The organism is Longimicrobium sp. (assembly GCF_036399935.1).
In the GTDB taxonomy this organism is placed as follows: domain Bacteria; phylum Gemmatimonadota; class Gemmatimonadetes; order Longimicrobiales; family Longimicrobiaceae; genus Longimicrobium.
This window is the reverse complement of the sequence record NZ_DASWMD010000054.1, coordinates 117,579-144,417: the sequence shown is the minus strand read 5'-3', so window position 1 is coordinate 144,417 and position 26,839 is coordinate 117,579. Positions and strand designations below refer to the sequence as shown.

23 protein-coding genes are annotated in these 26,839 nt (G+C 73.7%); 7 read left to right on the top strand and 16 right to left on the bottom strand.

Annotated elements, in window-relative coordinates:
• Positions 1-216 (bottom strand): BlaI/MecI/CopY family transcriptional regulator (locus tag VGB24_RS16950; protein ID WP_331071643.1); only part of this gene is annotated, 216 nt, incomplete at its 3' end.
• 267 nt (positions 217-483) lie between these two features.
• Between VGB24_RS16950 and VGB24_RS16945 the strand changes: the two genes are divergently transcribed.
• Positions 484-876, top strand: coding sequence for a BlaI/MecI/CopY family transcriptional regulator (locus tag VGB24_RS16945; RefSeq protein ID WP_331074130.1), 393 nt, complete (start codon positions 484-486; stop codon positions 874-876).
• Positions 876-2,699, top strand: coding sequence for a M56 family metallopeptidase (locus tag VGB24_RS16940; protein ID WP_331074129.1), 1,824 nt, complete (start codon positions 876-878; stop codon positions 2,697-2,699). Before VGB24_RS16945 ends, VGB24_RS16940 begins: the two co-directional genes overlap by 1 nt.
• Positions 2,700-2,925: 226 nt before the next feature.
• Here the strand turns inward: VGB24_RS16940 and VGB24_RS16935 are convergent, their stop codons facing one another.
• Both VGB24_RS16935 and VGB24_RS16930 read right to left on the bottom strand, forming a co-directional pair.
• The gene (locus VGB24_RS16935) at positions 2,926-4,428 is read right to left on the bottom strand and encodes an alpha/beta hydrolase (protein WP_331074128.1); all 1,503 of its coding nucleotides are present in this window, start codon (positions 4,426-4,428) and stop codon (positions 2,926-2,928) included.
• A gap of 137 nt (positions 4,429-4,565) precedes the next feature.
• On the bottom strand, positions 4,566-5,918 hold the full coding sequence (locus tag VGB24_RS16930) for a M56 family metallopeptidase (RefSeq protein ID WP_331074127.1): 1,353 nt from the start codon (positions 5,916-5,918) through the stop codon (positions 4,566-4,568).
• 260 nt (positions 5,919-6,178) lie between these two features.
• Here VGB24_RS16930 and VGB24_RS16925 point away from each other — a divergent pair, with 260 nt between their 5' ends.
• Positions 6,179-6,340, top strand: a complete 162-nt coding sequence (locus tag VGB24_RS16925; RefSeq protein WP_331074126.1) for a hypothetical protein — start codon at positions 6,179-6,181, stop codon at positions 6,338-6,340.
• A 66-nt stretch (positions 6,341-6,406) separates the two neighbouring features.
• On the opposite strand, the gene VGB24_RS16920 is transcribed toward VGB24_RS16925, so the two are convergent.
• Positions 6,407-6,820, bottom strand: coding sequence for a BlaI/MecI/CopY family transcriptional regulator (locus VGB24_RS16920; RefSeq protein ID WP_331074125.1), 414 nt, complete (start codon positions 6,818-6,820; stop codon positions 6,407-6,409).
• Positions 6,821-7,013: 193 nt separating this feature from the next.
• On the opposite strand from VGB24_RS16920, the gene VGB24_RS16915 reads away from it, so the two are divergent.
• Positions 7,014-7,601, top strand: a complete 588-nt coding sequence (locus VGB24_RS16915) for an outer membrane beta-barrel protein (RefSeq protein ID WP_331074124.1) — start codon at positions 7,014-7,016, stop codon at positions 7,599-7,601.
• Positions 7,602-7,629: 28 nt separating this feature from the next.
• On the opposite strand, the gene VGB24_RS16910 is transcribed toward VGB24_RS16915, so the two are convergent.
• The 8 genes from VGB24_RS16910 to VGB24_RS16875 all read right to left on the bottom strand — a co-directional run bounded on the left by VGB24_RS16910 (position 7,630) and on the right by VGB24_RS16875 (position 16,483).
• The gene (locus tag VGB24_RS16910; RefSeq protein WP_331074123.1) at positions 7,630-8,589 is read right to left on the bottom strand and encodes a hypothetical protein; all 960 of its coding nucleotides are present in this window, start codon (positions 8,587-8,589) and stop codon (positions 7,630-7,632) included.
• A 190-nt stretch (positions 8,590-8,779) separates the two neighbouring features.
• A complete protein-coding gene (locus VGB24_RS16905) occupies positions 8,780-10,135 on the bottom strand; it encodes a M56 family metallopeptidase (RefSeq protein ID WP_331074122.1) in 1,356 nt (451 codons plus the stop codon).
• On the bottom strand, positions 10,128-10,514 hold the full coding sequence (locus VGB24_RS16900) for a BlaI/MecI/CopY family transcriptional regulator (RefSeq protein ID WP_331074121.1): 387 nt from the start codon (positions 10,512-10,514) through the stop codon (positions 10,128-10,130). Before VGB24_RS16900 ends, VGB24_RS16905 begins: the two co-directional genes overlap by 8 nt.
• A 187-nt stretch (positions 10,515-10,701) precedes the next feature.
• Positions 10,702-11,334, bottom strand: a complete 633-nt coding sequence (locus VGB24_RS16895; protein WP_331074120.1) for an outer membrane beta-barrel protein — start codon at positions 11,332-11,334, stop codon at positions 10,702-10,704.
• A gap of 131 nt (positions 11,335-11,465) precedes the next feature.
• The gene (locus VGB24_RS16890) at positions 11,466-14,090 is read right to left on the bottom strand and encodes a TonB-dependent receptor (protein WP_331074119.1); all 2,625 of its coding nucleotides are present in this window, start codon (positions 14,088-14,090) and stop codon (positions 11,466-11,468) included.
• Positions 14,087-15,109: a FecR family protein gene (locus tag VGB24_RS16885; protein ID WP_331074118.1), complete on the bottom strand. Its 1,023-nt coding sequence runs from the start codon at positions 15,107-15,109 to the stop codon at positions 14,087-14,089. Before VGB24_RS16885 ends, VGB24_RS16890 begins: the two co-directional genes overlap by 4 nt.
• Positions 15,110-15,153: 44 nt before the next feature.
• Positions 15,154-15,702: an RNA polymerase sigma-70 factor gene (locus VGB24_RS16880; RefSeq protein ID WP_331074117.1), complete on the bottom strand. Its 549-nt coding sequence runs from the start codon at positions 15,700-15,702 to the stop codon at positions 15,154-15,156.
• Between the two features lie 172 nt (positions 15,703-15,874).
• The gene (locus VGB24_RS16875; protein ID WP_331074116.1) at positions 15,875-16,483 is read right to left on the bottom strand and encodes a hypothetical protein; all 609 of its coding nucleotides are present in this window, start codon (positions 16,481-16,483) and stop codon (positions 15,875-15,877) included.
• A 279-nt stretch (positions 16,484-16,762) separates the two neighbouring features.
• Here VGB24_RS16875 and VGB24_RS16870 point away from each other — a divergent pair, with 279 nt between their 5' ends.
• The 3 genes from VGB24_RS16870 to VGB24_RS16860 all read left to right on the top strand — a co-directional run bounded on the left by VGB24_RS16870 (position 16,763) and on the right by VGB24_RS16860 (position 22,009).
• Positions 16,763-17,152: a BlaI/MecI/CopY family transcriptional regulator gene (locus VGB24_RS16870; protein ID WP_331074115.1), complete on the top strand. Its 390-nt coding sequence runs from the start codon at positions 16,763-16,765 to the stop codon at positions 17,150-17,152.
• Complete coding sequence (locus VGB24_RS16865) at positions 17,149-19,206, top strand: M56 family metallopeptidase (RefSeq protein WP_331074114.1); 2,058 nt, start codon at positions 17,149-17,151, stop codon at positions 19,204-19,206. The genes VGB24_RS16870 and VGB24_RS16865 overlap by 4 nt, the downstream gene beginning before the upstream one ends.
• 160 nt (positions 19,207-19,366) lie before the next feature.
• Entirely contained in the window at positions 19,367-22,009 is a 2,643-nt protein-coding gene (locus tag VGB24_RS16860) for a DUF5916 domain-containing protein (protein WP_331074113.1), read from the top strand.
• Positions 22,010-22,016: 7 nt separating this feature from the next.
• Here VGB24_RS16860 and VGB24_RS16855 read toward each other — a convergent pair whose 3' ends face one another.
• The 4 genes from VGB24_RS16855 to VGB24_RS16840 are packed head-to-tail and all read right to left on the bottom strand — an operon-like array spanning position 22,017 to position 26,729.
• Complete coding sequence (locus tag VGB24_RS16855) at positions 22,017-22,811, bottom strand: LytTR family DNA-binding domain-containing protein (RefSeq protein ID WP_331074112.1); 795 nt, start codon at positions 22,809-22,811, stop codon at positions 22,017-22,019.
• Positions 22,808-23,899, bottom strand: a complete 1,092-nt coding sequence (locus VGB24_RS16850; protein ID WP_331074111.1) for a sensor histidine kinase — start codon at positions 23,897-23,899, stop codon at positions 22,808-22,810. Before VGB24_RS16850 ends, VGB24_RS16855 begins: the two co-directional genes overlap by 4 nt.
• On the bottom strand, positions 23,896-25,230 hold the full coding sequence (locus VGB24_RS16845) for an acyl-CoA thioesterase/bile acid-CoA:amino acid N-acyltransferase family protein (RefSeq protein WP_331074110.1): 1,335 nt from the start codon (positions 25,228-25,230) through the stop codon (positions 23,896-23,898). Before VGB24_RS16845 ends, VGB24_RS16850 begins: the two co-directional genes overlap by 4 nt.
• Before the next feature lie 8 nt (positions 25,231-25,238).
• Positions 25,239-26,729, bottom strand: a complete 1,491-nt coding sequence (locus VGB24_RS16840; RefSeq protein WP_331074109.1) for an alpha/beta hydrolase — start codon at positions 26,727-26,729, stop codon at positions 25,239-25,241.
• Positions 26,730-26,839: the final 110 nt, after the last annotated feature.

Sequence of the window (26,839 nt, the reverse complement as noted above, 5' to 3'; positions counted from 1 at the left end):
TTCCGGCGCCACGGTGGGGAAGTAGCGGTAGGCGCGCCCCTCTGCCTCGTGGCGCACGAACCTCTTCTCCTCCAGCGTCTGCAGCGCCGACAGGACCGAGGTGTAGGCCAGGTCCTCGCCCAGTTCCTCCCGCACCTCGCTTACCGTTCCCGAGCCGCTGCGCCACAGGATGCTCATCACGTCCAGCTCGCGCGGGGTAAAGCTAATCTCGTCCATGAAATCCTCGCTACGGGTTCTTCCGTAGCAGTGTAGTCGCGGCGCCTGCACTTGTCAACTGTTTTTCCCGTAGATAGGCTCGGCGAGCGCCGGGACCCCCAAGGTCGCCAGCGACGCGGGGCGGCACCGGCCGACGAACGGCCGCGCGGGGGAGGCGGAGACAGGCCCCAGCGCACGTCCATGGTTTCGCCCGCGCGCCACACGACGGTCTTGACTACTCGTGTAGGCACGATTATCATCGTCTCATGACGACACGTGTAGGCACCCATGGCCCGTGAATCGACGATCGGCGAGCAGGAGCTGGCGCTGGTACGGCACATCGCCGACCGGGGCGGCGCCAGCGTCGCGGAGGCCGTCGACGAGTTCGGCGCCAGCCGCGCCCTCGCCCGCTCCACCGTGCTCACGATGATGGAGCGCCTGCGGAGCAAGGGGTACCTGTCGCGCCAGATGGCGGACGGCGTTTACCGCTATCGCGCCTGCGCCTCGTCGGCGGACCTGCTCAAGGACGCGGTGCAGCGGTTCGTGGAGCGGAGCCTGGACGGGTCCGTCTCGCCGTTCCTGGCCTACCTGTCCGACGCGCCCGAGCTGTCCGACCAGGAACGGCAGGCGCTGGAGCAGATCGTCGCCCGCCTCGACGCCGCCCAACGAAAGGACCGCTGATGCTCGCCCTTCTCGCCCGTGCGTCCATCGAAGGGGCGGTGCTGGCCGCCCTCGTCTGGCTGGCCTGCCGGGGGCTGCCGCGGCTGCCGGCCAGCGTCCGGGCGCTCCTGTGGTGGAGCGTGGCCGCGAAGTTCATCGTGGCGCTCGCCTCGCCTTCGGCGATCGTGCTCCCCGTGCTGCCCCGTGCCGCGGCCCATGCGCCAGCCGGCGAGGCGGCCGTCACGCCCGCTCCGCCGCTGCCGGTGGCGCAGGCGGGCGCCGCCGCCCGCCCCGCTCCCCTGCCCGCGCGCGAGTCCGGCGCGCCGGAGATCCCCTGGACCGCGGTCGTGGTCTGCGCGTGGGCGCTGGGACTGGGGCTGTCGCTGCTGCGGACGCTGCGCGGCTGGCGCCGCACGCGGGCCGTGGTCGCGCGATCGCGCCCCGGCGGCCCCGCGCTGCAGGCGGTTCTCGGCGAGCTCGCCGGCCGGCTCGCCCTGCGCGGAACGGTGGAGGTACGGGTCTCCACGGAAGTCGAAACGCCGCTGATCGTGGGCGGGCGCCGGCCGGTGATCCTGGTGCCGGGCGAAAGGTTCGCCGCGCTGCACCCCGCCGAGCAGCGCATGGCGCTCTGCCACGAGCTCGCGCACCTGAAGCGCGGCGACGTGTGGCTGGGGTGCGTTCCCGCGGCGGCCGAGCGATGCTTCTTCTTCCATCCCCTCGCCCGCCTCGCCGCCCGTGAATACGCGTTCTGGCGCGAAGCCGCCTGCGACGAGGCCGTCCTCGCCACGCTGGGCGCGTCGCCGCAGAGCTACGGCCGCATGCTGCTCGCCCTGGGGGTGTCACGGCAGACCGCCACCTTTTCCGCGGCAGGAGCCGCGTGGTCGTTCGGAAACCTGAAACGGAGACTCACCATGCTCGACCGCACATCCCCGCTCTCGCTTCGCGGCCGCCTGCTCGCCGCCGGCGCGGTGGCGCTCGCCCTGCTCGCGATCGCCCCCATCCGGGCCGTGGCGCGCTCCGCCACGGCCGCCGCTCCCGCCGTGGCGCAGACGGCCCGGGCGACGCCTCCACCGGCCGTGGCCGCGCGGATGGCGCCGCGGAGCACCGGCGGCGCATCCGCCACCCCCGCCGCCGGGCGTTCGGCCGGTCCGGGTCCGGAGCACGCCGCGCCGGCAGCCGCGGAGGCGGCGGCCCCGCCCGTACAGGAAGTGCACTTCATCCTGTTCCGCGAAGACGGGAGCACCACGATGTCCGGGCAGTCGGGAGACGCCGAGCGCGCGCGGCGCCACCGCCGGGCGGGCGAGCCGATGCTGTGGTTCCGGTACGGCGGCCAGGAGTACGTCGTCCGCGATCGCGGGGTGCTGGGACAGGTCGAAGAAGCGTGGGAGCCGGTGGGCCGCGTGGGCGAGGAGCAGGGCCGCATCGGTGCGCAGCAGGGTGCCATCGGCGAGGCACAGGCCCGCATCGGCGCGCGGCAGGCCGAAGTCGGGGCCCAGCAGGCCGCGATCGGGGCGCAACAGGGCGTCATCGGGGCACGCCTGGGGGTGCTGGCCAGCCGGGAGGCCGCGGGGGTTTCGGCGTCGGAGCGCCGCGAGATCGAGCGGGAACGTGCGGAACTGGGAGACGAGATGCGCCGGCTCGGCTCCGAGATGGCGGTGCTCGGCCGGAGGATGAGGGAAGTCAGTGCACCGATGAGCGAGCGCGGCGACGAGATGGCGGCGCTCGGGCGCGAGATGGGGGAGCTCGGCGACCGCATGCGAGCCGCGGTGGCGCGCGCCAACGCCGCGACGGTGGCGCTGGTCCGGCGGGCGATCGAGAGCGGCGCGGCGGCCGCCGTCCGCTAGGCGCGCGGAACGCCCCGGTTTTCCAGCCGGGGCGTTCCGCGTCCGGCGCAAAGCGACGATCTTCCGCCTCCCGCAGGGCTACTTCACCGGCCACCCCCAGGCCTGGTCGGGGGGCGGCGCGGGCAGCGGTCCCCCGGCTCCGGCGCGCACGCGCCGCACGAGGGAGTCGTGCTGGCGGAACGGCGCGCCCGCAGGAGCGGACGCGCGTTCTCCCGCCTGGCTTCATTCACCGGTTCGCCCGGGGCGGGGAAACCCGGAGCGACCGGGTGCGGGGCCCCCGCTCGCCCTGGAAGTAGCCCTGGATGACCTGCGCGATCTCGGGGGTGGAGAGGAAGAGGTCGTCTCCGTGCGACGCGCCCTCGACCACCAGGTGCGATCCGTTGGCGAGTCCCCGGAGCGCGGCTTCGGCGTTCTCCACCGTGGTGCGCCCGTCCAGCGTGCCGCTGATCAGCAGAACGGGGACGGACGAGCGCACCGGCTCGCCGTACGACGCGGGGAGCGGGGCCACGCCCCATCCCGCGCACGCGTCGGGAAAGTCCAGGGTGGCCCGCCCCAGCAGCGCCGCGCCCGCCTGGCTCTCCACCCGCGCGCGCCGGCCGCTCGAGACGGGCACCTGACAGTCCGACAGCGCCTCGTACGGCGAGGTGATCCCCCCGCGCAGCCCCTCGAGCTTGAATGCCGCCAGCATGCGGTAGTCGCCCCGGGCCGCCGCCCCGAACGCCGTCGGCAGCATCGCCATCTGCCGTCGGTCGCCCAGGGTGCCCGCCACCAGGAACTGTGCGTCCGTCTTGCCGAGCCCCACGGTGACGGCCGACCCGGAGCGGCGATCCTGCACGCTCACCCGTTGCGGTGCCGCGTCCAGCGCCGCGAACACGGTGCGCAGCAGGGGCACCAGCTTCGCCGCCGTGTCGGACGGGGCGGCCGCCGCGAGCGCCGCTTCCAGCGCGTGGATCACCCGGTCGTGTTCGGCGGGCATGTCCAGCATCTGGTCGGGTGCCTGTACGCCGGCCAGCACGGCGCTCTCCACGTGGCGCGGGTGGCGGCGGATGTACTCCAGCCCCAGCTGGCTTCCCGTGCTGATCCCCCACAGCCTCACCCGCGGTGCGCCGAGCGCCGCGCGAACGGCCTCCACGTCGGCCACGATCTCGCGCACGTTGAAGCCCTCGGGGGCTACCCCCGCGCTCCTCAGGGCGGCGGCGCACGCCCGTGCGTTGCGGCCCAGGATGGCGGTGAGCGTGTCGTGGACGATGGGGACGGCGACGGGGAGCGGCTCCCCTTCGGGACACGCGATCCGGGGCTCCGACCGCCCCGCCCCGCGCAGGTCGATGGCGATCACGTCGCCGAGTTCGCTGAGGCGCCGGAAGAGGGGAAGCCGGGGCCCGCGAGCCGCGGCGATCCCCGATCCGCTGCCCCCGGACAGGTAGATGATCGGTGCCCCGGGCGTGCTGGACGAAGACCGGAACCGCACCAGTCGAAGCGTCACCGGCGAATGAGCCGTTCCGCCGCCGCGGACCTGTGGAAGCTGGAGCTCGCCGAATTCCACCGGCACCCGCGCCGAGTCCGCGGCCGTGATGGTCCCCGGCTCCCATCGGATGGCGGCCGAAGGCGCAGGCGCGGCTGGCCCGTGTCCCGGCGGGGTGCAGGCGGAGGCGAGGACGACGGCGGCGGCGGCGACGCGCAGACCGCGGAACTGAAAACGGGGGCAAACGCCGGGCTTGAGATGGTCCATTCTGGACGCTCCCTGGAGTGAGCAGCACCGCGATGGCGCTGTTTGGGTGGATGACGCCGCGTGGGTGCGGCGGAACGGATGGGACCCTCGATGGCGGGGCGGCGTTCGCCCCGCTCAGCGGTTCGTGGACGCGCGGGCTAGGGTGCCCGCTCGATGGAGATGTTGCCGACGCGGCTGCCGACGACCAGCGACCGTCCGGACCCTGGATCGCCACCGGAACCGTGCTCGCCCAGGCTGCCGCGGCGGCGCATTCGCTCCCACCTCCCCAGCCGGTGCCCGCGCAGGGGAAAGTCGCTGGACACCCTGCCCGTTTCGGAGCGGGCCGCCAGCGACACCTGCGGATTCGTGGGGAGCCACACGCGGATGTTGCCGCTCAACGTGCTGACGAAGAGCGTGTCCGCCCAGGTAGTGCTTCCCATCCGCAGCCGCACGTTGCCGCTGCCGGTGGCCGCCGAGGCGTGGGAGGTGGTGCGGACGTCCACGTCGCCCGCGGAGGACTCGGCGTGCACGGGTCCGCGCAGGAGCCCGGTGCGGATCGTCCCGGTGCTGGTGTATCCATGGAACGCCACCCCGGCCGGCACCTGGACGACGAAGTCGATCTCCACGTCGTTCACCCGCGTGTTCCGCTGCGCCGACGGCCGCCCCGGGATGCACCGGTTGGGCGACGAGCCGGCGGGGGCCGGGTACAGCGCGCAGATCGTCACGCGGTCAGGCGACCGCACCACCTCGAAGCGAACGTCGGGCTCGGTCGCGCGCCCGTGGCGGGTGGCGCGCACCACCACGGAATCGCCCGCGGCCGGCTCGGCGCGGATCGCCCCCAGCAGGCCGCCGACCTCCACCACGGTTCCCGGTGCGGCCACCCCCGACCACTGGAACGCGGGTGTTCCCCACGCCCACGGCCCGCCGGCCGTGAACCCGGGCGCCACGGTCATCACCAGCGCGAGCGCGGCCAGGCCGAAGGACCACCTCGCCACCCGGGGGAGCCGGGACGCCGGCCAGCCGTCGGAAAGGAGGCAGCGCACGCGGCGGGCGATTGAGCCGCGGTGCTCGCCCAGCGCGGGCGCCAGCAGCGGCTCGCGTTCCGCCGACAGCCAGCCGCCCACGGCGGCCAACGCACGGGCCAGCGCAAGCCGAAGGCTGCCGGCCCGCTCGACGGCGAGCTGGTCGCTGAGGTATTCGGCCTGCTCCTGCAGGTGGGTCCGCGCCGCGCGATTGAGCGGCTGAAAGAAGAAGATGGATTCCACCGTCACCGAAACCAGCAGCCACGCGGGATCGTGCCGCACGAGGTGGGCGACTTCGTGCGACAGCACGGCGCGCATCTCCTCTTCCGAGCACTCCTCCAGCGCGCGCCGGGGCAGGCAGATCTCCGCCCGGCCCAGGGCGACGGGGGTGCCCAGCGACTCGGACACGGTGAGCCGGACGGTACGGCGGAATCCCAGCCTGGCGCAGGCGTCCCGCAGCAGGGAGCACGCCCGCGTCTTCCACGTCACGGCGCCGGCCCATGGAACGGCGTGCCCGGCGCGTGGCGAACGCAAGGCGGGCCAGCATGGCGCCCGCGAACATCATCCACGCCAGCACGAGCGCCAGCGGCGCGGCACGCAGCAGCGTTCCGGCCGAGGGCAGGCGCGAAGCGTACCGTTCCGGTCCGGAGGTGCCGTCCGACGGCGCTGCGCCCCGGCGCCCCGGCACGCGGGCAAGGGGAGCGGAAGGCGCCTGGCCCGACCAGTGCCGGGCTTCGACCAGGCCGCCGGTGGACACTCGCGCGAACACCGCGGGAACGGCCCCGGTCGTCTGCAGGGTGGCGGTCGCCAGGCCGCCGAGAAGCGCCGTCCGCCACAGCAGCTCACGCGTCTGCGCCGAGGCCGAGCGCGTGGATGCCCACCAGGCGCCGGCCAGCAGCACGGTGCTGTGAACGAGGTACGTGGCCACCCAGGCCAGCGTGCCAGCGCCCACGCGTACCAGCAGGTACAGCACGGATTCAGCGCTCATGGGTGCCTCCCCGGCCGGTGTCGTCGAGCGCCTTTTCCTTTGCCGCGATCATGGCCTTCACCTCGGCCAGCTCTTCGCGGGTGACGTCGCGCTCGGCGAGCAGGTGGCTGATGACGGTGGGAACGTCGCCGGTGAACAGCCGCTCGGTGATGCTGCCGATCACCGAGCGCTGCACCTCGCCCTCCACGAGGGCGGGGGAGTAGATGAAGGAGCGCCCTTCGCTGCGGTGGGTGACGGCGCCTTTGGCTTCCAGGCGGCGCAGCAGCGTCGCCACGGTGCTCTGCGCGATGCCGCGCGTGGCGCCAAGGTCGCGCTGGACGTCACCGACGGTGGCCTCGCCGCGCCGCCACAGCACGCGCATGAGTTCCAGCTGAAGATCGGTGAGGGAGCTTTTTGCGGGCATGCGGAAACGGGGGCTGGGAGGACGGGCCGCGATGGGTTACACATGTAATATTACAAGTGTAACTCAATCCCGTCAAGGAGGGCGGTGGCGCCCCCTTTCCGCAGACGCGAAACTTCGCTACTACTCGCGATGTACACTGCGGCTGGCCGGGCACTCTCGTCCGGTCCTTCCCACTCTCCCACCAGAGGCCCCTATGAAGCTCGCATCGCGGATGGTCACGGGGGCGGTCGTGGTCCTGCTGGCCTCCGGCGGTTCGGCCGCGGCGCAGGAGAGCCGGCCGTCCGTCGCGGGATTTGCCCTGGGCACCCACGCCGTGGGAATGAGCAGCGACCAGGGAGCCGCCGCGCCCCGGCGGGGTGGGGGCGTGGGGGGCTTCATCGGGATGGGGGTGACCCGCCACCTGATGGTACTCCTGAACGTGGACCTCGCCGCCGGCGCGTTCCAGGACGACGAGAGCATCGGCCTGCTGGGCCATGCCGACATCGCCGCGCGGGTGGCGCCGTTCCGGGCCGGCGTGGCGTTCCCCTACGCGCAGGTCGCGTTCTCCAGCGGGCTGAGGGAAACCACGGCCGACCGGCAGCTCCAGGGGACCGGGTGGACGGTGGGCGGGGGAGTGGAAGTGGTGTTGAGCCCGATGGCGAGCCTGGATCTCGCCGTTCTGCGCACCCGCGTGCGGCACGACGAGCTGACCGGCTCCGGGCCGGGAGATCCGGTCCGCGTGCGCGAGGCGACCACGCGGGTGCAGCTGGGGACGGTGTGGCGCCCGCCCTACCGGCCCTGACGCCACGAATCTCCCGCGCGGGGTTGCGTCAGCGCGTCGTGTGCCACGCTTTCCACTCCTGCTCGAGCGCGGGGATTCCGTGCGGCAGTCGGCGTGCGTGGGCCGCCAGCACCTCCTCGACCGTCTTGCCTCGCGCCAGCCCTTCGCCCAGGCGTGCCACGAACACGGGCCCTTCGCGCTCTGCCATGAACTCCAGAACGGAGTTCGTTTGGGAGTAGAAGGTAATGCCGCGGGTGCCGCCGAACTCGCCCGGGCGTACCCGCAGCCGGGTGATTCCCGGGCCGGTGCCGGGGACCCGCGCCGTGTCTCCCGCCCCGGCGCGCTGCGCATCCATCACGTTCTGCAGCTGCCGCCAAACCGGGTGCTCCATGCTGAACAACTCCGCCAGGGGGATCGTCGAATCGGCCACGGCGCGGAGCTGGGCGACTCGCGACTCGTGGAGTGCCTCCGGCTCGCAGAGCGTCGCCACTCCCTCGTCGAACCAGTCCGGCAGCGCCGGGTCGCCGTAGCTTCGCGGCGCGCCGGCCCCCGGGCGGGCCGCGGGGCCGGCCGTGCGGCCCAGGGTCACGGAGGTCTGCGCCATCAGGAAGACGTGACAGGCTTCGTGCGAAATCGCGCGCTGCCCTTCGACGCCGGTCGCGCTGACCGTGGGATCTCCTTCGAACTGCACCAGCCAGGGGAGGACCGCGCGGAATCGCGCCCGGAAGGGGGCCCAATCGAACGCCCTCATCTCGTCCGTCGAGTTGAAGACCATTACGCCGATCAGGGGCGGCGCCACGCCGAAGTGCCTTTCGAAGATTGCCGCGCCCCGGTCCAGCTCCTGGCGGACGGCCTCCGCGACCGCGTCGTTGGGGGCGTAGAGCTCGTAGGACGCGGTCCGAACGCGCGCCGCCGGGAGTGCTTCGGCGGAGGGCCCGGCCGCGGCGGCCGGCGCGCGCTGCGGGGCCGCGCACGCCGAGGCCAGCCCGGCGAGAGCCAGGGTGATCATGCGCGCAGCCATCCGCCCGCGGCGGTGCGCCGTAGAAACCCAACAGGTCTGATCGCGGTTCATGAGGATGCTCCGGCCAAGTGACGGGTGAGTCAGGGTCGCGACCACCACGGCCACGAGTCTTACACATTGTAATACTACATTATGTAGAACTATTGCGCAAGCAGGCCCGCGCACGGTTCCAGAGCGGCTACCTGGGCCCGGGCGCGGGAGCGGGACGGACTGCCGCGACGATGCCGGCCAGCAGCTCCTCCGGAGACTCCGTCCCTGAGCGCCCCACTTCCTGGAGCAGCTCGAGGATCCGAGCTTCCGCCCCGCGCAGCTGGGCCGTGTCCGCGCCGTTCCGGTTCATTCTGGCGACGTAGACGGCCGGCGCCGTGCCTGGCTTCTGTCTTTCCAGCAGCTCTGGAATGGGCGGGGCCCGTTCAAGGCGCAGCACGTGTACGCGGGGGCCGGGCCCACCTTCCGCGCCAGGCGCCGAGCCGGCCTCCACCGCACCCTCGAATTTGGGGGGTGTGGCCATGGACCACGCCGGCGCGGCGATCGCGACCACGCACACGCCGAGAGCGGCGAGCACCAGGTCGCCCGCCGCGACGGATCGCGGCGGCTCGCGCCGGCCGTTCACCAGGCGCTCCGCGCGGGCGAGAACCGCCGAGGGGGTCGCCGCCATCGCGGCGGCACCTACCGCGGGGGGAGCCGCACGCTCGACGTGCCTCTCCGCCACCGCGGCGAGCGCCCGCAGCAGTCCGAGCGGCGTACCGGTACGCCGCACCGCATGATCGTCACACGCGTACTCGGCCACCTCCACCATCCGGCGGCGAGCGACCCCGTTCAGCGGCTGGAAGAACATCACGCGGGACAGCACGAGCGCGCCCGTCTGCCACAGGGCGTCGCCACGAGCAAGGTGGGCCAGCTCGTGCGCGAGAATGCTCCGCTGCTCCAGTGGTTCGAGCGTGTGCAGGAACCAGCCGGGGACGCAGACCTCGCTCCATCCGAGCGCCACCGGCGAAGAGCAGGCGGGCGCGACGGAGAGCCGGACCGGCCGCCTGAGCCCGGCCTGCCCGTGGAGCTCCGCGAAAATGCCGAGCAGCTCCGCGTCCTCGACGGCGCGGCGCTCCATGAACCGGCGAAATCGCCGGTGCGACCGCACCACCCCGGCCAGCCCGAGCCCGGCGACTGCGAGCCACGCCAGCACGAGGGCGGGTGCGAGCAGGCTCGTTCCGCGGCCCACCCCCGCATCCAGCGCCGCGGCTCCCGCGCCGCCGCCGGGCGCCGGCGGCAGCGCCAGCCATCGTCCCGCCCGGGCGGCGGCGGCCGGGGTCCAGGCACCCGCGAGGGGCGCGTAGCCGAGGCCGACCTGGAGGGTAGCGGAGGCGAGGGGTGCCAGGAGAGCCGACTTCCAGAGCAGATCCACCCGGGCGACGGACCGCACGAGCCGCCCCGACGCGAGCGCAGCGCCGCCCAACACGAGGGTGCTGTGCAGGAGGTAGGTGACGAGCCAGCTCACCAGGAGCTCGGCCACCGGGCCGAAGGTGGGCTCAGCCATCGGCATCTCCGCGTTCGCGGGCCTCCAGGTCGTGGATCAGCTCCCGCAGGCGCGCAAGGTCGCTCCGGCTGACCGCGGAGACGGCAAGAAGGTGGCTGACCATCGCCGTAAGGTCGCCGTCGTAGAGCGGCACGGCTGCCTCGGAGAGCTCGCTGATCGCGATCTCTCGTACCTCCGCCTCCGTAGCCGCCGCGCGATAGACGTACTGACGGCGGTCGGTGCGGTGCTGCACCAGCCGCCGGTCCTCCAGACGCGAGAGCAGTGTCGCTACGGTACTGTGCGCACGCGGCTCCGTGAGCGCCCCCTGGACCTCGGGAACCGTGGCTTCTCCGCGGTCCCAAAGCACGCGCATGATCTCCAGCTGAAGTTCGGTCAGCATCGCCGCTCCGGTACGGGTACGTACTTCCTACACCGTGTAGAAGTAATTGTTGCGGCGAGTGGGGGCCGCCCGGGGAGCGGCAGCGGACGCGCGCACTCCCGGGGCGAAGAAGGGCTGGTTCGGCCGGGGCGCTCCGGCCCGTGAGCGGCTTCACGGGCCGGAGTCGGCGGGCGCTCCTGCGCCGGCGCTACGGATGCCAGGTCACGCCCAGCTTCAGGCGGGCCACGGTGAGGTCGGACCCCGCGCCCGCCGGGTCGATCGCCTCTCCGTCCTTCTCGAACTCCGACAGCGAGGTGATGGACTCCTGTACGGCCAGCTCCACCGCGAGCCGCCGGGATACGAAATACTGCAGCCCCGCGCCCACGCTGAACCCGCTGCCCCCCGCGGAAGCCACGAACGGCTCGCCGCCCTCCTCGTCCGCGAATTCGTCGGCCACGCCCGTCGAGGCGATCGCGGCGCTCACGTACGGCCGCAGCGCCGAACCGGCGCCCAGAAAGGTGTAGCGAAGGCCGATGTCCAGCTGCCCGACCACGTACTCCCCGTCGAGCTCCTCGATCTCCCTCCCGCCGTCGTACCGCACCTGCAGCGCGTCGACCGCAAGATAGAGCGCGATGCGCTCGTTGAAGCCGTAGCCCAGCAGGAAGCCGAAGCCCGTCCCCGTTTCGCGGCTCTTCACCCCCTGTGATTCGGTGTTCAGGACCGCGCCGGCCGCGTTCAGGTTCAGCAGGAGCCCGGAGTTGTCCGAGACCTGGGCCACCGCCCGGGGTGCCGACAGGACCGCCGCCGCCAGGAGGGCGGAGCGGATGATGATGTGTCTCATTGCGCTGCTTTCGTTGGTGAGTTGGCCCCGGGTGCCGGCGCGATGAAGGATTCATCGCGCCACGCGGCCGGGGTGGTCACGGCCGGGAATCACGCGATCCCGGCCGTTGGCGTACCCGTCTCCCGCCCCGGTCAGAATTCCCAGTCCACCGATACGCTGAACCATCGCGGCACCGCGTAGTCCGGGCGGGCGGAGATGAACGGCGGCTCCTCGCCGGTGGAATCGTCGGGGAGGTTCGAGGCGTCGTACGCGTTGAACACGTCGAGCGAGGTGCGGATTCTCCCCGGGCGCGTGTTCCAGCTGCGCGCCACGCGGATGTCGAGGCGATGGTAGGCGCCGAGCCGCTCGCCGTGGAGCGGGCCGAAGCTGCGGGCGAGTTCGACGGTGGTGTCGGCGAAGGCGCGGAGAACGACCGTGGTGCGCGTGGAAGGCCGTCCGGAGCGTGCCTGCCAGGCGGCCCCGACCTGCCAGCCCGGCCGCGGAGCATAGCGCGCCTCGGCGCGCACGGAGTGGCGCTCGTCGAAGGCGGAGGGCAGGGACCGGCCCTCGGCGCGCATGCGCGCCTCCGCCAGCGCGTAGCTCACGGTCCACCCCAGGGCGCGGTCCGGGTCGCCCTCGGCGAAGAGCTCCACCCCACGGCCGGTGAGCCCCTCCGGCGCCAGCCACACCCCCTCGTCGGCAAAGAGCTCCGGGACGATTTCGGGGAACAGGGCCGGGTCCACGTGGCGCGCGGCCACGGGCCGGTGCCGCCGCACGTAGGCTTCGGCGCGCAGCGTCGCGAAGCCCGGTGCACGATGCTCCACCCCCGCCACCCGGTGCTCGGCACCGTCGGCCCGCGCAAACCGCGTCGCCCCGCGCGAAACCTGCAGCTCTTCGATCCCCTGCGGCTGGTGGTACAGTCCCCATCCCGCGCGCAGGGTGGTGCGTGGCCCAACTTCCAGAGCGGCGCTCGCCCGGGGCGCCCAGCTCGCCTGGCGCGTCAGCCCCGACCAGTCGTAGCGAAGCCCGGCTTCCACGGTGAGCGCCTGCCAGGGCCGCACGCGGTGCAGGACGTACGCGCTGGCCCGGGTTCCCGCCGGCGCCACGTCCACCCGCACCGCCTTGGAGAGGGGACCCAATCGCACCGACCCTTCTTCGTCCAGCCGGACGCGGTGCCGCTCCAGGCCGTAGTGGTATTCGGCGGAGGCGTTCCTGAGGTCGATCCCCCAGCGGAGCTGGTAGGCCGGCGAAAGCGGGTGCGTCCAGTCCTGGCGCAGCGCGGCGATCCGGAAGCCGCGGCTGTCCGCAACGCGCAGGACGGGGGTCGGCTGGCCCGACGGATCTTCGGCGGAAAGAAGGAAGAGCGAACTGTTGCGCCGCCGCCACTGGGACGAGAGCGAAAGGACGGTGCGCACGGCGGACCCGCCGCCCAGGGCCGACGTGGTGGTGACCCACGCATATGCGCTGCGGTGCCGGCTTCGGTAGCCGGCGGCTTGCTCGCGCAGGTGGTCGGCCGCACCCAGCAGGTGGGCCGCTACGCGATGGCGGCTGGCCACCTGGTACTCCGCCTTGGCGAACACGTCCGCGTAGTCGGCCGACTGTACCTCGAAGTTCAGCTGCTTCAGCAGCCACAGCCCCGGATGGCCGCGCCGCGCCGAGACGAGCCAGCCGCCGCGCCCCGACGAAAAGCCGCCCTCGCCGTGCAGGCGCGACTCCTGGAGGCTCAGGCCCGCCTGGCCGCGCGCCGAGTCCCGCCGCGGGCTGGTGGAGCGGATGTCGAGCACGGCGCCCAGCCGGCCTCCATGCTCCACGGGAAAGCCGCCGGTCAGCAGCCGCACCTGCCCGACGTTCTGGAGGTCGACGATCGACACGAGGTCGTATACCTCCTGCAGGTGGAACGGCCGGTACAGCTCCATCCCGTCCAGGAGGACCAGGACCTCGTCGGGGCTTCCGCCACGGACGCCGAACCGCGCGGAAAGGTCGCTCGACGAAACCCCGACGAGCCGCTCGACCGCCCGGAAGGCGTCGGCCGCGACGTGGGGCAGGGCCCGCACCTGCTCCCGCGAGCGGGCCTGGGTCGTTCCCCCCGCTTCGCCGACGGCGCCGTACGTTCCGGGGGCGACGACGACCTCCGACAACGCCACGGGCGCCACCCCCAGCGTCAGCACCACCTCCGTCGCACCGCCGCTCCCGACCTCCACCGAATCCAGCCGGGCGGGGGCGTGGCCCAGCCGCGTCGCGGCCAAGCCGTAGCGCCCGGGGGGGAGCTCCTCCACCCGAAAGCGGCCGTCCGGGCCCGACACGGCCGCCAGGGGGGTGCCCACGACCCGCACGAGCGCTCCGGCGACCCCGGTTTCCCGCCCGTCGCTCCGCACCGTGCCGTGAATGGCCCCGCGGCCCGGCTGGAGCCCCGCCGTCCGGACGGGAACGAGGATCAGCGTGCCCGCCGGCGAAACCAGCAGGTCCAGCGCGCTCCCCCGCAGCAGCGCGGCCAGCGCGTCGCCCACCGCGATGCCCCGCGCATGCAGCGAAACGCGCCGCTGCAGCTGCGGCAGCTCGGGGTCGTACACCAGGCTCAGCCCCGCGTCGGCCGCGATGCGGCGCAGCGCGGAAGCGAGAAGCACCTGCTCCAGCGCCACGTCTACCGGGCGGCTCAGCGGGGCGGAGCCCGCGATGGCATCTCGCAAGGGCACGCCCGGGCGCCCGCGCTCCTGCGCCCCCGCGGGGGCGGCGGCGAGTGCGCAGCCGGCGGCCAGCAGCGCCAGGAGGCGCCTCACGATCCCTCCGGCGGCCGGGAGATCGTCACGACGCCGCCCTTTACCTGGTGCTGCACGTTCAGCGCGGCGGAGATCGCGTTCAGGACTTCGGAAAGCGAGGCATCGGCGATGGACATGGTCACGCGGCGCCGCCGGAGCGCGGGGTGAACCTCCACCCGCACGTCGTACCATCGCTCGATCGCCGCGGCCACGTCTCCCAGCTGCGTGCCGGAAAACACCATGCGCCGGTGCGTCCAGCCGATGTACGCGCCGACGTCGGCGCCGCGCGCCACGCTCAGCCCCGAATCCGGGTCCAGGCGTCCCAGCTCTCCCCGCGCGAGCACGACGCCCGCGGCGCGCGCACCGCCGGCCGGGCCCAGGCGCACCCGCCCCTCGGCGACGGCCACGTCCACCCGTGCCCCGGGCCGTGCGCTCACGTCGAAGACCGTGCCCAGGACCTCGACGACTGCCGCGCCCGCATGCACCCGGAAGGGGCGGTCCGGCCGCCGGGCCACCCGGAACAGCGCCTCGCCCCGCAGGTGCACCTCCCGCGTGCCGCCGAAGGCCGCCGGATAGCGCAGGCGGCTCTCGGGCGCCAGCATCACCTCGCTCCCGTCCGCGAGCCGCACGGTCACCAGCTGGCCGCGGCTCGCCACGGCCTCGCGCATGGCCGGGGCGGGCGGGGGGCCTCCGCCGGTGATGCGCGCCGCCAGGGCCGCGCCCCCCAGGAGCAAGGCAGCCACGGCCGCGGCCCGCAGCACGGGCCACGACCGGGCGGCCCGCCCCGGGAGCGGGGCGCGGCCGAAGCGGCCTTCCCCCGCGGGGGAGCGCGTGTCGCTCCCGGTCCGCGCCTGGACGCGGGCCCAGGCGGCGTCCACGTCGTACGCCGCGGCCGGCCGGCCGGCGCCCCCGAGCGTGTCGACGAGCTGGCGGAACTCCGGGTCGTGAAGCACCCGCCGACGAACGGCCGCCCGCTCCTCGGCCGGCGACTCACCGGCCAGGTAGCGGCCGAGCACTTCCCAATCGATGTCGCCCTGCATTGCTCCCCCTTGCAACGGACCGCTGGACAGGTGTGCGGCGGGACCTACGCCCGCAGGTGCGCGAGGCGCTCGCGCAGCACCTTCACCGCGCGCCCCAACTGGTTCTCCACTCCCTTCACCGACACTTCCATCACCGCCGCGATTTCGGCGTACGTCATCTGCTGCTGCCAGCGCAGCACGACGGCCAGGCGCGCCCGCTCGGGGAGCTGCTGGATCGCGTCGTCCACGGCCCGCGCGACCGTCTCGGAGTGCATCCGGTCGTCCACGGCGGGTCCGGCCTCCGCCATCCCCGGAACGGCGCCGCTTCCGTGGTCGAGCAGCCTGCGCCGTACCCGGCGGTGCTTCAGATGGTCGAAGGCACGGTTGCGGGCCGCTCCGAACAGGTACGCGGCCAGGCTCCCCCGCACCGTCCACTGGGCCCGCTTCTCCCAGATGGAGACGAACAGGTCCTGCACCAGCTCCTCGGCGGTCTCGGGCAGGTCGGCGTACCGCTCGACGAAGGTGCAGAGCCGCGGGTAGTATGCCCGGAACATCAGTTCGAAGGCATCGCGGTCCCCGCGGCGAATGCGCTCCGGCCATTCGCTTTCACGCATGCCTTCGCGTACCCCGCCGTTCCCGGGATCTCTCATTCCGTCGGCCGAAACGAGGGTGCGATTCGTGAGTCCATTCGTGCGCGCATTGCTGAGGCCGGCGAAGGGCAGCCCTGGCGGGAAGCCGTGCAGGCGCCCGCCCGCGATATTTCCGCGGACGGGCCCCGCGGGGTTGCTACGCCGCGTCCAGGGGGACCCGTTCGTCGACCTGCTCGCCGCAGACCGTCCCGGTGATGGTCAGCGTTTCGCCCGAGGCATCGACTGCGCCGCTGACGTCGAGGGAGCAGCGGCGGGTGGGCCCGGTCCGGCGGGCCCACGCGAACGCCCCCGCCAGCGAAACGTCCAGCCGCGTGATCATGGGCCCTGCCATGGTCATGCCCACGTGCAGGGCCATGTCCGGGTCGCCGGTGATGCGGACCCACTGGCCGCCCTCGGTGGGGATGGCGCACCCCCGGTGGGTGACCGTCGCCTCCAGGTCCGACTGCACGGTGTACGAAGCTTCGTCGTACTCCCCCACCAGCTGGCCGGCCAGCGCCACCTCGCCCGACGAACAGGGGTGGACCTCGGAAACGGCGATGGTGAACGGGTTGGTGGCCGGCGCCTGCAGCCAGCCGGCACTGGTGGCCTCCGCGAAGCCCGCGGTGGCGTCGAACACCACCGCCTGCACGAGCGCGCCGATCTCGGCGCGGGTGAGCCGTTCCGGGGCGGCCGCGGGGTTGTCGCTGCAGGCGGCGCCGAGCAGCACCGTCATCGAAAGGCACGCGGGGAAGATTCGGTTGCGCATCGTACTCTCCTGGGAGGGGGAACCGCACATGGGAGCGGACCTTGGCAGCGGCGGATGCGCGCTGCTCGATCGTTCCATCCAGGGAGACGACGCACACCCGCAAAACCCCACACCGCGGGAGCGTCGTCTTCACCCGCGCTCCCCCCACGCTGCTTCAGGGCGACGCGGCTTCACGGAGCGCGGCCGGGCGCACACGAGGCTCTTGACACGGAACGTGGAATGCTGAATATTCAGCACAGGCTGAAAATTCAGCACACACGATCCCGTGGTGGACCCGTCATGCAAGCCAGCACTCCAGTCCCGCTCAGCCGGCGCGAACGCCAGATCATGGACATCGTGTACCGCCGCGGCAGGGTGACCACCGCCGAGGTGCTGGAGGAGCTCGAGGATCCCCCCACCTACAACGCGGTGCGGTCCGCCCTGCGGCTGCTGGAAGAGAAGGGCCACCTCAAGCACGAGGAGGAGGCGCGCCGGTACGTGTACCTGGCGACCACGCCCCGCACGCGGGCCCGCAGCCATGCCCTGCAGCACCTGGTGAAGACCTTCTTCGGCGGAAGCGCCGAGCAGGTGGTCAACGCCCTCCTGGCCGAGACGGAGCTTTCGCCGGCGGAGCTGGACCGCATGGCGCGCCGCATCGAAGAGGCCAGGCGCGCCGAGGAGGAGTCGTGAGCCCCGCGCCGGACGGGTTCGTGGCGCTGGCGGCCGCGGGTGCGCTGAAGGCGAGCGTGCTGCTGGCGGCGGCCTTCGGGGTGACGGCGCTGCTGCACCGCCGCAGCGCCGCGCTGCGGCACCTGGTGTGGACCGTGGCCCTGGGCGGCGCCCTGGCCGTGCCCCTCCTCCAGGTCGTCCTGCCCGCGCTGGAGGTGGCCGTCCTCCCCTCCCCGCCCCGGGCGGCGGCATCCGCCGTTTCGCCGGCGCCGGCGGAGCCCGCGCCTGCCGCCGTCTCGCGCCCCGCGGTACGGTCCGTGGACGCGGCGCCCGCCTCGCCCCGGCGCGGCCTCCCGGCGTGGCCCGTGCTGGCGGCGTGGGGCTGGGGGCTGGGCGCGCTCGCCCTGGCGCTGCGCCTGTCGGTGGGGGTGCTCAGGGTGTGGTGGCTGGGCCGCCGGGCCAGCGAAGTGACCGACGATTCGTGGACGCGGCTGGCGGATTCGCTCGCGCGACGGCTGCGGCTGGGCCGCATCGTCACCCTGCTGCGGGAGGAGCGGGCCGCGGTGCCCATGACCTGGGGGGTGTTCCGCCCCGTGGTGCTGCTTCCCGCCGAATCGGCGGAGTGGAGCGACGAGCGCCGCATGGTGGTGCTGGCCCACGAGCTGGCCCACGTCCGCCGCTGGGATGCGCTCACGCAGTGGGTGGCCCACTTCGCCGTCGTCCTCCACTGGTACAACCCGCTGGTGTGGCTGGCCGCCCGGCGGCTGCGCGAAGAGCGGGAGCGCGCCTGCGACGACGCGGTGCTCACCATCGGCGCGCGCCCGTCGGCCTACGCCGACCACCTGCTTACCCTGGTGCGCTCGCTGGGCCGCTCCGAAGGGCCCGTGGCCGCGCTGGCCATGGCGCGCCGCTCGCAGTTCGAGGGACGGCTGCTCGCCATCCTGGAGCCCGCGAACCCGCGGCGGGGCCTGTCCAGCCGCACCATCCTCACCGGGCTGGCCGCCGCCGTGGTGGCCACCACGCCCCTGGCCGCACTGCGGGCGACGGCCCGCCCCGCCCCGGCGTCCGCCGTCGCCGGCCCCGCTGCCGGCCCCGCGGCGAAGGCGGGCGAACGCGTTCAGCCCCCCGCCACGTCCGGGCCCCACGCCGGTCGTGCGCCCCTGGCCAGGGCGGTCCTGCCTCCCCCGAACGTGCCGGGGGCCCTGGCCACGGCGGCCGATACGGGAGACGTGTCCGCGGTCATCCAGGCCGTGCGCGGCATGGGTTCCTCGGCCGAGCAGGCGAACGTGCTGATCACGCTGATGGAGCGGCGGACGCTCGGGGCAGGCCACGCGATCGAGCTCCTGGGGGCGCTGGCGGACGTGGAGTCGCGTGCCAACGTTCGCGACGTGCTCGTCGCGGGAATCTCCCGGCTTCCGCTGCGCGAGCGCGCGGTTCGCGATGCCTGGTTCCGGGTGGTGGAGGGGATGGAGAGCGGCGCGGAGCAGCGCGGCGTGCTGGTGGCCCTGCTGCAAAGCGGCCGGGTGGACGGCGACATGCTGGCGGCCGTCCTCCGCGCGACGCACGCGATGTCGTCCGACGCCGAGCGCCGCGACGTGCTGCTGGAGGTGATGAAGGGCCGGCGGCTGAGCGGCGCCGCGCGCGACCGCTTCCTGGCCGCGGTGGGGGCCATGCAGTCCGACGCCGAGCGCGCCACGGTGCTCACCGCGTTGGGGACGGGCGCGCAGCCCGCTCCGTCGCGTCCTCCCCGGCCGGCCGGCTCGGCACAGGCCGGGTTGTGGACCAGCAACACCAACCATCGTCACATCGAGGACGAGGTGGAGCTTTCCAGGGGCGAGCTCCGGGCGGACCGCGTGCGCCTGAACGCGGCGCGCGACGGCGTGCTGGGCATCGCCGAGGGAGGCTCGCTGACCATCGCCGAAACCAGGCGCGGAGGCGAGGTCGTCTCGCTGCGCGTGTCGCCCGGGCCCGGCGGTTCCCTTCGTTACGAGTACCGGGTGGATGACGCCGGGCGCCCGTTCGACGCGGACGCGCGTGCCTGGCTGCGGGAGTGGATCCACCGCGCGGCGAACTGAGCCTCGTGGAAGGGTGGAAACGGGGCGCCGAGCCCCGTTTTCGGGCCCTGAGTGCTGATTTTTCAGCGCAAGGCGCGTACGGCAGCACGCAGAACGGAAATCGACTTGGCATCGAATGCTGAAATTTCGGCAGTAAAAACTTACCCCCGGGAGGATGGTCATGCGGAAAACGGGATGGATGCTGGCAGCGGCGCTCGTGCTGGCGGCCTGGGCGGGGCAGCCCGCGGGCGCCCAGGCGAACACCCCCGCGGCCGACGCCCGCAGGGAGGCAGGGGCGCGCAAGCAGGCGCGAGCGGTGCGCGTGGAGGGGCGCCCGCCGGCCATCGACGGCCGCCTGGACGACGCCGCGTGGGCCCAGGCCACGCCGATCAGCGACTTCGTGCAGAAGCTTCCCACCGAGGGCGCGGCGCCCACGGCGGAGACGGAGGTGCGCTTCCTCTACGACGCGGCATACGTGTACGTCGGCGCGCGGATGAAGGCGGCGGCCGAGGGGATCCGGGCGCCCATCACGCGGCGGGACAACGGCATCCTGGCCGAGTTCATCCGCGTTTCGTTCGACACCTACCAGGACCGGCGCACCGCCTACAGCTTCGGCGTCACGGCGGCCGGGGCGCGGCTCGACGGCTACCATCCCACCGACAGCGAGGCGCAGGACGTTCGCTACGACCCGGTGTGGGAGGCACGCGTGGCCCGCGACCCGGGCGGGTGGACGGCCGAGATGCGCATCCCCCTCTCGCAGCTGCGATTCATCGCGCGCCCCGAGCAGACGTGGGGCCTCAACGTCAACCGGTGGATCCCCAGCCGCGAAGAGGACCTGTACTGGAGCCTGGTGCCCGCCAGCGAGAGCGGCTGGGCGTCGCGCTTCGGCGACCTGGCCGGGCTTTCGGGCGTGCGCCCGGTGCGCAGGATCGAGCTGATGCCGTACGTGGCTTCCGGCGCCACGCTGCGGTCGGGGGTGCACCCGGCCGATCCCCTCACCAGCCCGCGCGAGGCGGCGTTCCGCACCGGGGGCGACCTGAAGGCCGGCCTGGGATCGAACGTGACGCTCGACGTGACGGTGAACCCGGACTTCGGCCAGGTGGATGCCGATCCGGCGGAGGTGAATCTTTCCGTCTTCGAAACCTTCTTTCCCGAGCGCAGGCCCTTCTTCACCGAGGGCAGCCAGCTCCTGTCCGGAGGGGGCGCCTCGTACTTCTACTCGCGCCGCATCGGCGCTCCGCCGCGCGGGCCGGCGGGAGGCGACTTCGTGCGCCGTCCCGACGATTCCACCATCCTGGGCGCGGCCAAGCTCACCGGACAGCTGCCCTCGGGGCTGTCGCTGGGCGTGCTGGCGGCGGTGACCGACCGCGAGCAGGCCCGCACCTACGACTCCGCGACCAGCGTCTTCGGCCGGGTGGAGGTGGAGCCGCGCACGGGGTACGCCGTCGCCCGGGCGCAGCAGCAGATCGGGAGCGGCGGCTCCACCGTCGGCGCCACGCTCACCGCCGTCTCGCGCGACCTGGAGCCGGGCTCGCCCCTGGCCCTGCGGGTGCCCGAACAGGCGTTCGCCGGCGGCGTGGATTGGAACCTCCGCTTCGGGCGCGGCACCTACCAGGTGGGCGGCCACGTGGGCGCCAGCCGGGTGGCGGGCGACTCGCTGGCCATCCTGCGCCTGCAGCGAAGCTCCGCGCGCTACTACCAGCGCCCGGACGCCGACTACGTGGAGCTGGACCCCTCGCGCACCGGCCTGGCCGGGTACACGGCGTCGTTGAACGCGGCGCGCATCAGCGGCCAGCACTGGCTGTGGACCACCGGGGCCGCGCTGAGCTCGCCGGGGCTGGAATTGAACGACGCGGGGCGGCTGTCCGTGGCCGACGCGGTGAGCGCCTTCGCCGAGCTTCGCTACCGGGAGACGAAGCCGCGGGGGCCGTTCCGCAGCTACGACGTGTTCGTGACCCCCGAGGTGGGGTGGAACTACGGCGGCACGCGGACGGGAGGCACCCTCTGGCTGGACGCGGTGGGAACCTGGCAGAACCGCTGGCGCAGCGACTTCACGGCGTTCTACACCCCCCGCGCGCAGAGCGTCACCGCCTCGCGCGGCGGGCCGCGGGCGGGAACGCGTGCGTCGTGGGCCGTCATCAACCGCCTGGCCAGCAGCAGCGCGGCGCGCTTCCGCTGGAACGGCCGCGTGTACTACGGCGAGAACGAGGACGGCCGCGCCACGTACCGGCTGAGCGGGGGCGTGGCCTTTCGCCCGGGCCCGCGCTGGCAGCTGTCGGTGGATCCCAACTTCCTGCAGAGCACGCCCACGCGGCAGTACGTGGCCACGCTGGATGGCGGGCCCGCCGCGACGGGGGGCAAGCGGTACGTGTTCGCCTCCGTGGGCCGCAGCGAGTTCTTCGCCCAGGTCCGGCTGAACTACCTCTTCACCCCCGACCTGTCGATGGAGTTCTACGCCGAGCCGTTCGCCTCCAGCGGGCGCTACCACACCTTCGGCGAGCTTCCCGCGCCTGGGAGCCACGAGCTGACGCTGTACGGCGCCGACACCACCCGCGTGCGCCGCGAGGGCAACGCCACCCGCGTGCTCGGCCCCGGCGGCGGGGCGGTGGTGCACGACTTCAACGTGCGCTCGTTCCGCAGCAACGCGGTGCTGCGCTGGGAGTGGCGCCCGGGAAGCTCGCTCTTCGTGGTCTGGCAGCAGGACCGCGCCGGGGAACGAGACGAGATCGCGCCGGTGGGCCTGGGGTCGCTCGCCCAGACGCTGGACGCCCCCGGCGACCACCGCCTGGCCATCAAGGTTTCCTACTGGCTGCCGCTGCGGTGAGCACGCTTCACCAGTCGCTCACGAACCTCCTGGACAGGTTGGCGCGGAAGCGGCGGCTGAGGCGCAGCTCGGTCCCGTCCAGGAGCAGGACCAGGTAGTCGCCGCGGAACCAGGGCTTCAGCTCGCGCACGAAGTCCAGGTTCACGATCGTGGAGCGGTGGATGCGCACGAACCGCCCGGCATCCAGCTCGTCTTCGAAATCCGAGAGCGCCCCCCGCACCAGGTGCGTGCCGGATGCGGAGTGGATCGTCACGTAGTGGCCGTCCACCCGCAGGTAGCGGACGGTGGCGACCGGGACGATCTGCACCCCCGACGCCGTTCGCGCCGCCAGGTATCCGCGGCCCTGCGCGGAGTGGCTCCCCGTGGCGCCGGCCAGCAGCTCCCGGGCGGCCCGCACCGCTTCGCGCGCACCGCCGCCGCCCCCGGCGTCGCGGGAAAGCAGCTCCCGCAGCCGGGCCACCGCCGCCCGGAAGCGCGCCTCCGCCACGGGCTTGAGCAGGTAGTCGATCGCGTGCAGCTCGAACGCGCGGATCGCGTGTTCGTCGTACGCGGTGACGAAGACGACGGGCGGCATGACCTCCGGGCCCACCTGGTCCAGCACGTCGAAGCCGGTTCCATCCGCGAGCCGGATGTCCAGGAACACCGCGTCCGTTTCGCGCGCGCGAAGGTGGGCCACCGTTTCCGCCGCCGTGCCGCACATCCCCACCACCTCCACGTCCGGCTCGGCGGCCAGGTACGAGTTCAGCAGGAGCCGGGCGGGCGCCTCGTCGTCCACGATCAGCACCCGGATGCGGGGGTTCATCCGGCCTCCGGCGTACGGGAGCCCACGATGGGAAGGCGGATCTCGGCCACGGTGTGGCCGCCGGCCTCCCGGAGGGTCACGGTCGCGGCGCCGCCGTAGATGCGGTTCAGCCGGGCACGCGTGTTGGCGAGGCCGATCGCCTCTCCCGATCCGTCGCCGTTTCCCGCCGCGGCGGGTGCGCTCGCCACGTTCGCCACCGACAGCACCAGCACCCCGTGCTCGCGGCGGGCGCGAACCAGCACCTCGCCCGCCCCGGAGTACCTCACCGCGTTCTCCACGAGCGGCTGCAGCAAAATGCCGGGCACGCGCAGCGACCGGGTCTCCGGATCGGCCTCGGTGCGCAGGCGAAAGCCGTCGCCGAACCTCATCCGCTGGATTTCCGCGTACCGGGCCACGATGGCAAGCTCCTCGTCGAGCGTTACGTCCGCCGCCGACGATGCGCGCAGCACCAGCCGCAGCAGCTCGCCCAGCTCCGAGAGCATGCGCTCCGCACGGGGCGGATCGATCCGCACGAAGGCCGCCACGGCGTTGAGCGCGTTGAAGAGAAAGTGCGGCTCCAGCTGCGCGCGAAGCAGGCGAAGCTCCGACTCGGCCAGCTCCGCGGCCAGCCGGGCGCGGGACGTTTCCTGCTCGCGCGCCAGCCGCTGCTCGATCAGCACGGTGGCACCCACGGCGAACAGCAGGTACATGATCACGTTGCCGGGGAGCCGGTGGGCCAGGAGCCACGCCAGCCCCTCGCCCAGCCCCGTCCCCTGCCCGCTCCACCCGAACAGGAAGCGGCTCACGGGCAGGAGCATGGCCAGCTTGACGATGGAAAGCAGCGTCCCGGCCGCCAGGTGAAGGGCGATGCCGCGCGCGAGCGGCGGGCGCCCCAGGGGCACCCGCTCGGCCACCGCCACCACGGCCGGCGCCAGCGCGGCCCATCCCAGCCAGGGGAGAAGCTCGCGGGCGACGGCCAGGGCGCCCTCCCGTCCGCCGGAGCCGCCGAACTCGGGAAGGGCGTCCAGCAATCCGAACGCCGCCGCCGCGGCGAACGCGGGGAGCCAGGTCCGGCGGGCGGGAATGCGCCCCGGCGCCGCGGTTCTCACCGCAGCTCGCGTCCCAGAAACGCGAGCACCGCCGCCCACGTCTCGCGGTCGGCACGGGCGTATCCCGCCGGGGTGCCGCCGGCGCGCCAGAACCCGCCCGCCGTCCGGGGCGGCGTGGGAAGGTACGGCACCAGGATGGAGTGCCCCGCCCCCGAAAAGGAAAGGTGCACGGCGCGCCGCGGATGGCGGTGGGCGCGCAGGCGCCGCACGACGGATTCGGCACCCTCGGCGGCGGGGATCATCTGGTCGTCCGCCCCGGACAGGAGGAGAACCGCCCCGCGGATGCGCTCGACGGGGATGGCCGCCCTGGCCAGCGCGGCCGTGTCGGTGCGGCTCGCCTCGTACAGCGTGCGCAGCGTGTACGGCGGGGCGCGCCGGAACTGCGCCTCCCACTCGGCCGAGGGGCGCTGCAAAAGGAAGGGGACCGGCTCGCCGCCGAGGGACCAGGAGGACTCCGGGCGCGAGCGGCCCTCGCGCGTAACGCCCTGCTGCACGGCGTCCGTCGGCGCGTAGGCCACCACCGCCCTGATCCCCGGCAGGCGTGTGGCCGCGAGCAGCGCCAGCTCGGCGCCCTTGCTGGTGCCCAGCAGGGCCACCCGCCCCGCGTCGAGCTCGGGGCGCGTGCGGGCCCATTCCAGGGCTGCCTCCACCCGCTCCACCGGCACCGCGAAGAGCTCCCCCGGCAACCCGGGAAGGCCGAAGTAGGCTACGGCCAGCGCGGCGTAGCCTCGCGACGCGAGCGCCGAGGCGCGAAGGTCGTCGAAGCCGCCCTCCGATCCCCCCAGCACCACCACCAGCGGATGGGGACCTCGCCCGGCCGGAAGGTACAGGCGCCCGGTGAGCGCGTCGGAATGCACCTCTTCGCGCCGGACGCCGGGGGCCAGGAGCGCGCGCACCAGCGGGCGCCGCTCCACCACCCGCCCGTCCACCCGCAGCTCCACCTCGTGGGCGAGCGGCGCCGGCGGTGCCCAGGAAGGCGTGGAGGGGCCCGACCCGCTGTCCCGCTCCATCGACCAGAAGAGGCCCATCGCATCCCTTCCCCCGTAGCTCCCGGAGTCGGGCGCCTGGACGGACGCGTCGATGCGCCCGTGCTCGTCCGCGCGGAACCAGGCGACGGAGCGCAGGGCGCCGCCGGGCGCATCCGGCCAGCGGACGACCAGGGCCGCCGCCTCGCCGGGACGCAGCCCCTCCGCCCCCACGCGTACCCTCTCGTCGACGAGCGCCGTGTCGGCCGGCACCACGAGCCTGGGCGCGGATGCCGCCGGTGCCGGGCCCGGCGGGGGCGCGCAGCCGCAGAGCGCCGCCCCGATGATCAGGAGCCTCGTCCACACCGGCGGCATCAGCGCGGCCCTCCCGCGGGGGCGGAAAGCGCGGCCGTGAAGCGGGGGGCGGGGAAGGACACCCGCGCGGCGGACACGTCCTCCCCCGCCAGGAAGCGCGCGACGATGTCCTGCACCGCCGGCGACGGCAGCGACTCGTGCCCGGCGTTGTCGATCACCAGGTGCACGCTCACCGGGAATCCCCACCGCACCTCCTCTGCCTGGAACGGCGGCGTGTTGGTGTCCAGCGTGCCGCTGATGAAGAGGGTGGGCACCGTCGTGAACACCGGCGGCCCGCCCCGCCCCGTCCGGACGCCGGCCCCGGCGCAGGCACCGCTCTCCCACTGCAGGTTCACGTTGCGGAAAAGGGCGCCCTGGGCAGCCCTGCCCGCATCCATCATCCGCCCCTCCGGCCATCCGCCCGCGCAGTCGACCGCGGTGGCCATCGCCGAGCGGCTGAAGCCGTTGTACAGCGGCTCCAGCTCGCGGGCGAGCGCCTGGTACTCGCCCCGGTCCAGCGCCAGCAGCAGCGCCGGGATGCTTCCGTAGGTCCGGCCGTCGGCCATCTTCATCCGCATCACCCAGCGCAGGCCGATGCCCCCCACGCGCAGGGTCACCGGCTGGTTGGACGGGCGCTGCGTGATCGCGACCTCCACCGGCTGGCGGTCCAGGCGCTCCAGCACGCGGCGGTACAGGGCGGACAGGTCCGGGACGGCACCGGCGAGCGCGGAGTCGCGCGCCGCGAAGTACCCCAGCCTGGTGATGAGCACGTCCCAGACCGCGGGCTGCGATACGCGGTCGTTGGGCCCTTCCACCGACGCGAGGACGGCCCGGTGCACGCGCCCGCCGTGGCGCTGAAGGTACACCTGGCCCAGCAGGGTTCCGTAGCTGTGGCCCAGGAGGCTGACGCGCTCGTACCCGAGCGCCGCCCGGATGTCGTCGATGTCGTCGGCGCTCTCCTCGCTGGTGTACCCGGCCAGGTCCACCCCGGCCTCCTTCCACCGGCGCGCGCAGGCCGCGGTACGCTCCGCGAAGACGGCGCTCCAGCGCGCTTCCGACGCGAACAGGTCCACCGGCGCGCCGGCGGCGGGGCAGTCCAGCACCGGCCTGGACATCCCCAGGCCGCGCTGGTCCACCAGGATGACGTCGCTGCGCGCCCGGATCCGCTCGAAGAGGGCAAAGTAGACGGGGACTCGCGCCATGAGCGCCCCGGGAGTGCCGGGCCCCCCCGCCATCCAGACGACGGGCGGATCCGGCCGGGCCGCGCGGGTGCGGAGCCTGACGAACGCCACCTCCACCGTGCGGCCCCCGGGTGCGCCGCGCCGCTCCGGGACGGTGATCCGCCCCAGCTCGGCGGCGGTTTCGCGGCCGTCGAACGCCCGGTGGGCGAAGGGCTCCAGCGTCAGCGGCGGACGCGCGCCGCGGGTCTGCGCCTCCGCGCCGGTTGCTGAACACGCGAGGATCAGCGCGGCGACGGTGGCGCGGGAGCGAAAGAAGGAGATGCGGAACATGAGGCAGCCTCGGCCCGGGAAGAGGGCCCCGGACCGCGTCGCGGCCCGGGGGGTGCCTCAACCATACCGCGAGTGCAGATGGCTACCAACGAACCTGGCCCGGGTGGGAT

What these genes read in the sequence shown, in the direction of transcription:
- VGB24_RS16945 (WP_331074130.1), top strand. Translation starts at nt 484, where the DNA reads ATGGCCCGTGAATCGACGATCGGCGAGCAGGAGCTGGCGCTGGTACGG.
- VGB24_RS16940 (WP_331074129.1), top strand. Translation starts at nt 876, where the DNA reads ATGCTCGCCCTTCTCGCCCGTGCGTCCATCGAAGGGGCGGTGCTGGCC.
- VGB24_RS16935 (WP_331074128.1), bottom strand. Translation starts at nt 4,428, where the DNA reads ATGGACCATCTCAAGCCCGGCGTTTGCCCCCGTTTTCAGTTCCGCGGT.
- VGB24_RS16920 (WP_331074125.1), bottom strand. Translation starts at nt 6,820, where the DNA reads ATGCCCGCAAAAAGCTCCCTCACCGATCTTCAGCTGGAACTCATGCGC.
- VGB24_RS16915 (WP_331074124.1), top strand. Translation starts at nt 7,014, where the DNA reads ATGAAGCTCGCATCGCGGATGGTCACGGGGGCGGTCGTGGTCCTGCTG.
- VGB24_RS16910 (WP_331074123.1), bottom strand. Translation starts at nt 8,589, where the DNA reads ATGATCACCCTGGCTCTCGCCGGGCTGGCCTCGGCGTGCGCGGCCCCG.
- VGB24_RS16905 (WP_331074122.1), bottom strand. Translation starts at nt 10,135, where the DNA reads ATGGCTGAGCCCACCTTCGGCCCGGTGGCCGAGCTCCTGGTGAGCTGG.
- VGB24_RS16900 (WP_331074121.1), bottom strand. Translation starts at nt 10,514, where the DNA reads ATGCTGACCGAACTTCAGCTGGAGATCATGCGCGTGCTTTGGGACCGC.
- VGB24_RS16895 (WP_331074120.1), bottom strand. Translation starts at nt 11,334, where the DNA reads ATGAGACACATCATCATCCGCTCCGCCCTCCTGGCGGCGGCGGTCCTG.
- VGB24_RS16885 (WP_331074118.1), bottom strand. Translation starts at nt 15,109, where the DNA reads ATGCAGGGCGACATCGATTGGGAAGTGCTCGGCCGCTACCTGGCCGGT.
- VGB24_RS16880 (WP_331074117.1), bottom strand. Translation starts at nt 15,702, where the DNA reads ATGCGTGAAAGCGAATGGCCGGAGCGCATTCGCCGCGGGGACCGCGAT.
- VGB24_RS16875 (WP_331074116.1), bottom strand. Translation starts at nt 16,483, where the DNA reads ATGCGCAACCGAATCTTCCCCGCGTGCCTTTCGATGACGGTGCTGCTC.
- VGB24_RS16870 (WP_331074115.1), top strand. Translation starts at nt 16,763, where the DNA reads ATGCAAGCCAGCACTCCAGTCCCGCTCAGCCGGCGCGAACGCCAGATC.
- VGB24_RS16860 (WP_331074113.1), top strand. Translation starts at nt 19,367, where the DNA reads ATGCGGAAAACGGGATGGATGCTGGCAGCGGCGCTCGTGCTGGCGGCC.
- VGB24_RS16855 (WP_331074112.1), bottom strand. Translation starts at nt 22,811, where the DNA reads ATGAACCCCCGCATCCGGGTGCTGATCGTGGACGACGAGGCGCCCGCC.
- VGB24_RS16840 (WP_331074109.1), bottom strand. Translation starts at nt 26,729, where the DNA reads ATGTTCCGCATCTCCTTCTTTCGCTCCCGCGCCACCGTCGCCGCGCTG.